General features: G+C 44.3%; 6 protein-coding genes. All 6 read right to left on the reverse strand.

Features of this window, described 5'->3' with window-relative positions; translation table 11 throughout:
• Positions 1-22 precede the first annotated feature (22 nt).
• Genes tgt through mutS form a run of 6 tightly spaced genes read right to left on the reverse strand, consistent with a single transcriptional unit; the run spans position 23 to position 8560 of the window.
• Positions 23-1168 (reverse strand): tRNA guanosine(34) transglycosylase Tgt, encoded by a 1146-nt coding sequence (gene tgt / locus A3O17_RS01275; protein WP_064208090.1) that lies wholly within the window; start codon positions 1166-1168, stop codon positions 23-25.
• Positions 1169-1180: 12 nt separating this feature from the next.
• Entirely contained in the window at positions 1181-2227 is a 1047-nt protein-coding gene (gene queA / locus A3O17_RS01280) for a tRNA preQ1(34) S-adenosylmethionine ribosyltransferase-isomerase QueA (RefSeq protein WP_064208089.1), read from the reverse strand.
• A 17-nt stretch (positions 2228-2244) separates the two neighbouring features.
• On the reverse strand, positions 2245-3255 hold the full coding sequence (gene ruvB / locus A3O17_RS01285) for a Holliday junction branch migration DNA helicase RuvB (RefSeq protein ID WP_064212634.1): 1011 nt from the start codon (positions 3253-3255) through the stop codon (positions 2245-2247).
• A 37-nt stretch (positions 3256-3292) separates the two neighbouring features.
• Positions 3293-3898 carry a Holliday junction branch migration protein RuvA gene (gene ruvA / locus A3O17_RS01290; RefSeq protein ID WP_064208087.1) on the reverse strand — a complete coding sequence of 202 codons (606 nt, stop codon included), beginning with the start codon at positions 3896-3898 and terminating at the stop codon, positions 3293-3295.
• A 1-nt stretch (position 3899) separates the two neighbouring features.
• Positions 3900-5918: a DNA mismatch repair endonuclease MutL gene (mutL, locus tag A3O17_RS01295; RefSeq protein WP_064208086.1), complete on the reverse strand. Its 2019-nt coding sequence runs from the start codon at positions 5916-5918 to the stop codon at positions 3900-3902.
• Positions 5918-8560: a DNA mismatch repair protein MutS gene (gene mutS / locus A3O17_RS01300; protein WP_064212633.1), complete on the reverse strand. Its 2643-nt coding sequence runs from the start codon at positions 8558-8560 to the stop codon at positions 5918-5920. The genes mutL and mutS overlap by 1 nt, the downstream gene beginning before the upstream one ends.
• Positions 8561-8693: the final 133 nt, after the last annotated feature.

The raw sequence follows: 8693 nt of genomic DNA on the forward strand, positions 1-8693 counted from the left end.
ACTAGCAAAATCGAACAAAATCCTAGAAATTCTTAGGATTTTTAACATTTAATCCGTATTGGTCAAAGAAATCTTCCCGGAATTCAAGCAAGTTATCATCTAAAATTGCCTGCCGGATCTTTTGCATCAAGTGCGTCAAGAAGTACAGGTTGTGGTAACTTGTTAAACGAATTCCCATCGTTTCGTTGACTTTTAGCAAATGCCGGACATAGGCCCGCGTATAGTTCCGGCATGCATAACAGTCGCACTGATCATCGATCGGGCCAAAATCGTGCTCATACTGGGCATTTTTGACGACTAAGCGGCCATGGGAGGTCATACATGTTCCATTCCGCGCGATCCGGGTCGGCAAAACGCAGTCAAACATGTCTACCCCGCGAATAACGCCATCAATCAGCGCATCTGGTGAGCCAACGCCCATTAAGTACCGTGGTTTATTTTCCGGCAATAACGGGGTCGTAAAGTCCAGAACATGGTTCATTTCCGCCTTTGATTCGCCAACCGACAACCCGCCGATCGAGTATCCCGGAAAGTCCATTGCGACCAGATCACGGGCGCTTTGTTGCCGTAAATCTTTGTGACCGCCGCCTTGAACGATTCCGAATAAAGCTTGGGTCTCCGGATTTTGGTGCGCCTTTAATCCTCTTTCAGCCCACCGACTGGTCCGTTCAACGGATTTTTTGATGTAGTCGTAACTTTCAAAAAACGGTGGACATTCATCAAAGCTCATCATGATATCGGCACCTAGCGCGTTTTCAATGTGGATTGCCTTTTCTGGTGAAAGAAACATTTGGTGCCCATTCAGGTGATTCTTGAAATGAACCCCTTCTTCGGTAATATTCCGCAATTCAGCCAATGAAAAGACTTGAAAACCGCCTGAATCCGTTAAGATTCCCTTGTGCCAATTCATAAATTTGTGCAGGCCGCCTGCTTCCCGGACGAGGTCTTCACCGGGCCGCAACCATAAGTGATAGGTGTTTGACAAAATAATGTCGGCACCTAATTCCTCCAGTTCTTCCGGTGACATCGCTTTAACCGTTGCTTGGGTCCCAACCGGCATAAAAATCGGGGTTGGAAAGGTTCCGTGCGGCGTAATGATTTCACCAAGCCGTGCGCCAGTATGTTTTTCTTTTTTGATTAACCGGTATTTGATTGCTGGTTCGCTCATAGATCCTCCTAATTATTTGTGAATAAACATCGCATCGCCGAAGCTGAAGAAGCGGTATTTTTCTTGAACGGCATGCTTGTATGCATTCAAAATGTTTTCCCGGCCGGTAAAGGCAGCAACCAACATTACCAATGTTGATTTCGGCAAGTGGAAGTTTGTAATAAAGGCATCCACAACTTGCCACTTGTAACCTGGTTTGATAAAGATATCTGTCCAGCCGCTGTCAGCCTTTAATTCGCCGTTAAATTTGGTTCCGATCGTTTCCAATGTCCGAATTGAGGTTGTGCCGGTTGCAACGATCCGGCCACCGTTTTTGCGAACTTCATTCAATGTGTCCGCTGCTTCTTGCGACATGCTGTAAAATTCGCTGTGCATTTTATGATCGTCAATGTTTTCTTCGTTAACTGGCCGGAATGTTCCCAATCCAACGTGTAACGTTAAGTAAACTAACTTAACGCCCTTTTCTTCAACCTTTTTCAACAGTTCCTTTGTCCAGTGGAAGCCAGCTGTTGGTGCAGCTGCTGAACCGATTTCCTTTGAGTAAACTGTTTGGTACATTTCAGGATCATCAAGTTTTTCCTTAATGTATGGCGGAAGCGGCATTTCGCCTAACTTATCAAGAATTTCCATGAAAATTCCGTCATATTCAAATTTGATCATCCGGCCGCCGTGTTCAAGTTCCTTAGTAACCGTAGCCGTTAATTCACCATTCCCAAATACGATCTTCGTGCCGACTTTTGCACGCCGAGCAGGCTTAACCAATGTTTCCCAGTTATCGCCTTCAGTATTGTTTAATAACAAGACTTCCAAGTGGCCGCCAGTATCTGGCTTAACGCCGTAAATTCGTGCCGGCATGACCCGGGAATCGTTCATCACAACCGCATCGCCTGGATTTAAGTAGTCGATAATGTCATAGAAATAATCATCCTTGTATTCGCCGGTCTTGGCATTCAAAACCAGCATCCGGGCTTCGTCCCGTTCCTTTAATGGAGTTTGGGCAATTAATTCATGGGGTAAATCATAATCAAAATCTTCTGTCTTTAATGGTTTATCTGTCATTTTAAATTTCACCTTTCCTATTTTTCTGTGCGTGCTAATCCTAAATGCTGATAAGCAGCGTCTGTTACCACTCTACCACGCGGCGTCCGCTTTATAAAGCCAATTTGGAGCAAATACGGTTCGATTACATCTTCAATCGTGTCCGTTTCCTCACCAACATTGGCGGCAATCGTCGATAAACCGACCGGGCCGCCGTTATAAAGCAAAATCATTGTCCGCAAAAGTTTGCGGTCGTTATCATCCAAGCCCTTTTCATCGACCCGTAACAGTTTAAGCGCATAATCAACGATTTCCTTATCAATCGTTTCCTTTTGCGAAACTTGTGAAAAGTCCCGCACCCGTTTTAATAAGCGGTTCGCGATTCGAGGAGTTCCCCGCGAACGCCGGGCAATTTCATGGGCTCCCTGGTCATCGATCTGCGTATCAAAAACTTCAGCGGAACGCTTAACGATCGCGGTCAATTCCGCTTCCGTATAGTAGCTCATATGCCCAAGAATTCCGAACCGGGCCCGTAACGGTGCTGAAAGCATTCCTGCTCGGGTGGTTGCGCCAATCAATGTAAATGGCGGCAACGGGAAGTGGACGGGATGCGCCGTCGTATCCTGGCCCACAATGATGTCGATGTAAAAATCTTCCATTGCCGAATATAAAATTTCTTCAACGTTTTTCGGCAACCGGTGAATTTCATCGATGAATAAAACATCGCCCGGTTCAAGCTCATTTAAAATCGCAACCAGATCCCCCGGCTTTTCAATCGCCGGCCCCGTGGTTGTTTTAATATTGACCTGCAACTCATTGGCAATTACCGTTGCCAGCGTTGTTTTCCCTAATCCTGGCGGGCCGTACAACAAAACATGGTCAAGGGACTCTTCCCGTTGCTTAGCCGCCTGAATATAGACCGCAATCTCGTCTTTGATCTTCGTTTGCCCGATATATTGATTTAAAAACTGCGGCCGTAAACTTAACTGCCCAAATTCGTCATTCGCATCAAGTGCTTCTCCCGAAACAATCCGGTCATCGTCTGCCATCGGTCTGCTCCTTTCTATTCATAATTCAATCAATCAGTTATTTCTTTAAAACCAATTTCAATGCGGCACTCAAGTAGGCATCCGTTGAGTCTGCCTGAAAATCTTTAAGTTTTTGGCTGACTTTTTTAACTTCCGTTTTAGTATAACCAAGGCTTAACATTGCTTCAAGCGCCTCTTTGAGGTATGGTTGTTCGTTATCAAAATCAAGGGCCAGATTTTGCTGGTCAACCATTGGTGTCGGCGTTTCAATGTCATCCATTTTGCCTTTCAAATCAAGGATAATTTGCTTGGCCGTCTTCTTCCCGATACTTGGAAACTTTGTCAGATAGGCTTCGTCATCCGCATTGATTGCCGCAACAAAGCCCCCCTGATCATTCGTTGCCAAAATCGCAAGCGCACTTTTCGGTCCGATTCCGGAAACGCTAATCAATTTCAAGAATAGTTGCTTTTCAGCAAGGTCGTAAAAACCGTATAACGTCACGTCATTTTCCCGGACTGCTTGATAGACATATACCTTTTGGGTGGCATTTTCTTCGTACCGGAATGGGTTGGCCACCTGCAACTGATAACCGATCCCGTTGACCTCAACCACAATGTAATGCGGATTGATGGCCGTAATTTTTCCAATTAAATATTCGTACATGTTAATCTCCTGCGTTTTTTGTTTCCCGTAATGAACGGTGTGAATCTTGGATCCGTTTAAACATCCGTTCCAAATCTTGATTACTGAATTTAACCACCGTTGGCCGCCCGTGCGGACAGTTAAACGGATTTTCACATTGCTTTAACTGCTGTAACAGTGAAACTGCCTGTTGCCGTTCCAAGTGGTGGTTTGCTTTGATCGATTGCTTACAACTGATCATGATCGCGGTTGCCTCCCGAAACTTAGCAACTGTCAATTGTGGGTCAGCTAAACATTCCTCAATTAAATTCCGAATCGTTTCTTCCTCTTTTCCAGCTGGGATCCACGCTGGATGTTCATGGATAATATAAGTATTTTGCCCGAAATCTTCGAGATTGATTCCCAGTTGCGCTAACTTATCGCGGTTTTGTTCAACCTTCAGCGCATCGCTGACCGAGTACGTTAAAACAAGTGGAACAAGCATTTTTTGTTCTGCCGGGTTGTCATTCCCGATTTCTTCCCGATAAAACTCATATTTGACACGTTCCTGCGCAGCATGCTGATCAAGCAGGTAAAACCCATCATCCGCTTCGGCAAGCAAATAGGTACCATGCAATTGCCCGATATATTTCAAATCTGGAAAACGGCGCGGTGACGGTTCATTAACCTTTTCTGTTGCCTGCTCTTCATGGATCTCAAATGAAGGATTTGGCTGTTCAGCCGCCGATTGAAGGTGATATTTTTGGTCCCATTGCTGAACCGCCGGACTCTTCAAGTCATTCCGGGTCGCAATCATTACCGGATGAGTAATCGTTTGCGGTTTGAACGGTTCGTTATCCGCTACCGGTTCTGTCGTTGAATCCGCTGGTTGCTTTTCATTTTTGGAAGTTGGCAACGGCTTTTCACCTAAAAGCGCCGCTAAAACTTCTTGCTGCTTTTCAACATGATGCTGGTGTTCAACTGCTTGCGGATTCAATCCAATATCAAATTGTTCTGCTTTTTTCGCCTTTGGTTGATGCGAATTTAAATTGCCAACTGCACTCGGAATCAAATTTTGCTGGCCGATTCGATTAGCAACACTTGTCGTGATCAAGTCCGCCAGTTGATTTTCCTTACTGATTCGAACTTCCTGCTTGGTCGGATGGACGTTGACGTCTACCAGTAACGGATCAAGTTGAATCGCTAACACGGCGATTGGATAGCGACCAACCATTAATTTGGAGCCGTATCCTTTAATAATTGCTTTTGAAAGCTGATTATTTTTAATGTACCGGCCATTCAATAAAATACTGATATAATTTTTCGACGCCCGGGTCAATTTAGGAAGCGAAACTAATCCACTAACTTGAAAGTCACGGTCTTCACCCGCAAAATCGATCATTTGATGCGCGTTTTTTACCCCGTAAATCGCACTGATCACCTGAACCAGATTTCCATTACCGGAAGTCCGAAGCAGCGTTCGCCCGTTATTTGTTAGTGAAAATGCCACTTCCGGGTGACTCATTGCAAGGTGATCGACCCAGTCAGTAATCGCTGCTAATTCCGTTTGCGGCGAACTTAAGTATTTTAAACGGGCCGGAGTGTTATAGAACAACTGGTTGACGGTGATGCGAGTTCCCTGCCGCCCGGCGTATGGTTGCTGGGCAATTCGCTTTCCGCCTTTAAAATGAATCATTGATCCGATTGAGGCATCCTGCGGCATGGTTTCTAAAACCACATCTGCAATTGATGCAATACTCGGAAGCGCCTCTCCCCGAAAACCAAGGGTGCGGACGCGAAACAAATCATCCCGACTGGTAATTTTGCTGGTTGCATGCCGCTGAAAGGCAATTTGAACATCATCGGCTACAATTCCAATCCCATTATCAATTACCTGGATCGACTTCAGGCCGGCATCTTCGACTAAAATATCAATGCGCGTACTTTGCGCATCAATTGAATTTTCAGTCAATTCCTTTACAACCGATGCGGGCCGTTCGATCACCTCACCCGCCGCAATCTGATCAGCAAGGACTTCCGGCAATTCATGGATTTTTCCCATTATTTTCGCTTACCTTTCTTTGTTAATCGTTGCTGCCACTCAAAAACCTTGTTCATTACTTCTAATGGCGTTAATGACATTAAATTCGTCGTCTTGATATCTTCAAGCAATTCGTTTTCCTGCGAATCAAGTTTAACCGTTTCTGGTTGGAAAAGTGAAAGCTGTTCGTCAACTTGGCTTGCTGATGATTTGTCCTCTTTGATCACCGGTGTTACCTGAGGTTCTTCATCAGCCTCATGATGCGTAACCTTCTTTGAATCATTTTCCAACCGTTTCAAAATCACATCTGCCCGCTGCAACAGTGAATCTGGCATGCCTGCCAGTTTAGCAACGTGAATCCCGTACGACTTGTCAGCCGGTCCAGGTTGCATTTTGTGCAAGAAAATCAACTCGCCGTTCTTTTCAACTGCTCCAACGTGAACATTTGTGAGATGTTTCAATTTCTTATCAAGAACCGTTAATTCATGGTAGTGCGTTGAAAACAGCGTCTTCGCATGGACATGGTCATGGATAAATTCAATAATTGCTTGTGCAAGGGCCATTCCATCATACGTTGCAGTTCCACGACCGATTTCATCAAAAAGGATCAGGCTGTTCTCACTTGCGTTTTCAAGCGCTTCATTCGCTTCTTTCATTTCCACCATAAACGTTGATTCTCCGGAAATTAAATCATCAGCAGCCCCGATCCGGGTAAAAATCTGATCAAAAATCGGCATCCGCGCCTGCGTTGCCGGAACAAAACACCCGATTTGCGCCATAATAACCGTTAATGCCAGTTGCCGCATATAAGTACTCTTACCTGACATATTCGGCCCGGTAATCAGTAGAATCGTTTGGTCATCATCCATTTTAATGTCATTTGGAACGTAGCTTTGACGTCCCATAACTTCTTCAACGACCGGGTGCCATCCATCTTTGATTTCAAGCGAATGGCCTTGCGTTGTTAATTCTGGTTTCACAAATTGGTGATTTTCGCTCACAACCGCAAATCCTTGCAACACGTCCAACTTTGCGAGGGCATGGGCAAGTTTTTGAATTCTTTTGATCTGGTCTTTGATTTGCTCCCGAACATCGACAAAGAGTTTGTATTGCAAATCATATGCTTTACTTTCTGAACCAAGGATCAGTGATTCCTTTTCCTTTAATTCAGGCGTAATAAATCGTTCGGCGTTAACAAGGGTCTGCTTGCGTTGATAACGATCTTGGGGGACTTTATTAGCATTGCCCTTTGAAACCTCAATGTAGTACCCGAAAACCTTGTTAAATCCAATCTTTAAGTTATGAATTCCGGTCTTTTCACGTTCCTGTTCTTCAAGATCAGCAAGCCATTGCTTCCCGTTTTTCATCGCATCAACGTACTGATCAAGTTCATCGTTATAACCTTCACGGATCAAATTTCCATCCGTCACTGAAATTGGCGGATCATCAACAATTGCCTGCTCGATCAAATCGGCAACTTCTTCAACCGGATCAAGTTCAGCAAGCAAGTCGTTATAAATTCCATCCGTATTTAATTGCGAAAGCAGATACCGGATTTGAGGAACGTGGGATAATGAAGTTTTTAATTGAATCAAATCCCGCCCGTTCGCACTGCCAAAGGCAATTTTTCCGGCCAACCGTTCCAAATCATAAACATTTGTTAATTCATCTTGTAAATTATTCCGTTCAAAGAAATTATCCATCAAGTTTTGAACAATTCCTTGACGTTGTTCAATTTCATCCTTTGACAACAACGGGCGCGATAACCATTGTTTTAACAACCGGCCCCCCATCGCCGTTTTGGTTGCATCCAGAATCCAAAGCAACGTCCCGGATTTTTTCCCGGTCCGCGAGTTTTGCAAAAGTTCCAAGTTCCGTTTGGCAAACCGGTCCAGTTTCAAATATGCTGACGGTTCATAGTGGATCGCCCGTTGAAGGTGGGCAAGGGCCCGCTTCTGCGTCACGGTTAAATACATCAACAGGTGTTTAACAACCTGAACTTCAAGATCAGATGTTAGATCCTGCACCGCATATGAAAATTCTGCTTTTTCCTCATATGAATTTTGAGTTGAAATTAAAATTTTCAGCTTTTTAATTACGGCTAAAATATCCTGGTTTACAGAATCATCAACCACAATTTCCTTTGTCCGCAAACTGGTTAATTCGTTGACCAACGCATCCGTCGATTGCAGTTCCGTAACTTTCAATTCACCAGTCGAAAGGTCGGCGTAAGCAAAGCCCATTTTACCGTTTTGATCTTGGTGAAGAGCGGTTAAATAGTTATTTTCCTTTGCATCACCGGCGGACTCATCCATTAACGTCCCTGGCGTAACCAACTGGATAACTTCCCGTTTAACCATTCCTTTGGCCTGCTTCGGGTCTTCCATCTGTTCACAAATGGCGACCTTATAGCCTTTATCAACCAAAATATCGATATAGTTTTGAACGGCATGGTGCGGAACACCACACATTGGAACGGGATTTTTTGAACTATGATTACGTTGAGTCAGGGTCAATTCAAGCAACTGCGATCCCTTAACTGCATCATCATAAAACATTTCATAAAAGTCGCCTAAGCGGTAAAACAAAAAAGCATCCGGATATTGCTTTTTGATTGCCAAGTACTGTTCCATCATCGGGGTTGGCTTGATTTTTTGGGCCACGCTTCTCATTCCTTCCTTGTGGTTTGCTTTTCTTATTTTAACATTTTTCAATTATCAACGGTTTCAAATTCGATAATAAACAGACTAAGATAGTGATAGAAAATTTGATCCGACGGGATCTTGTTTTCTATCA

It is taken from the genome of Ligilactobacillus aviarius (assembly GCF_001654615.1).
GTDB classification, from domain to species: Bacteria; Bacillota; Bacilli; order Lactobacillales; family Lactobacillaceae; genus Ligilactobacillus; species Ligilactobacillus aviarius_B.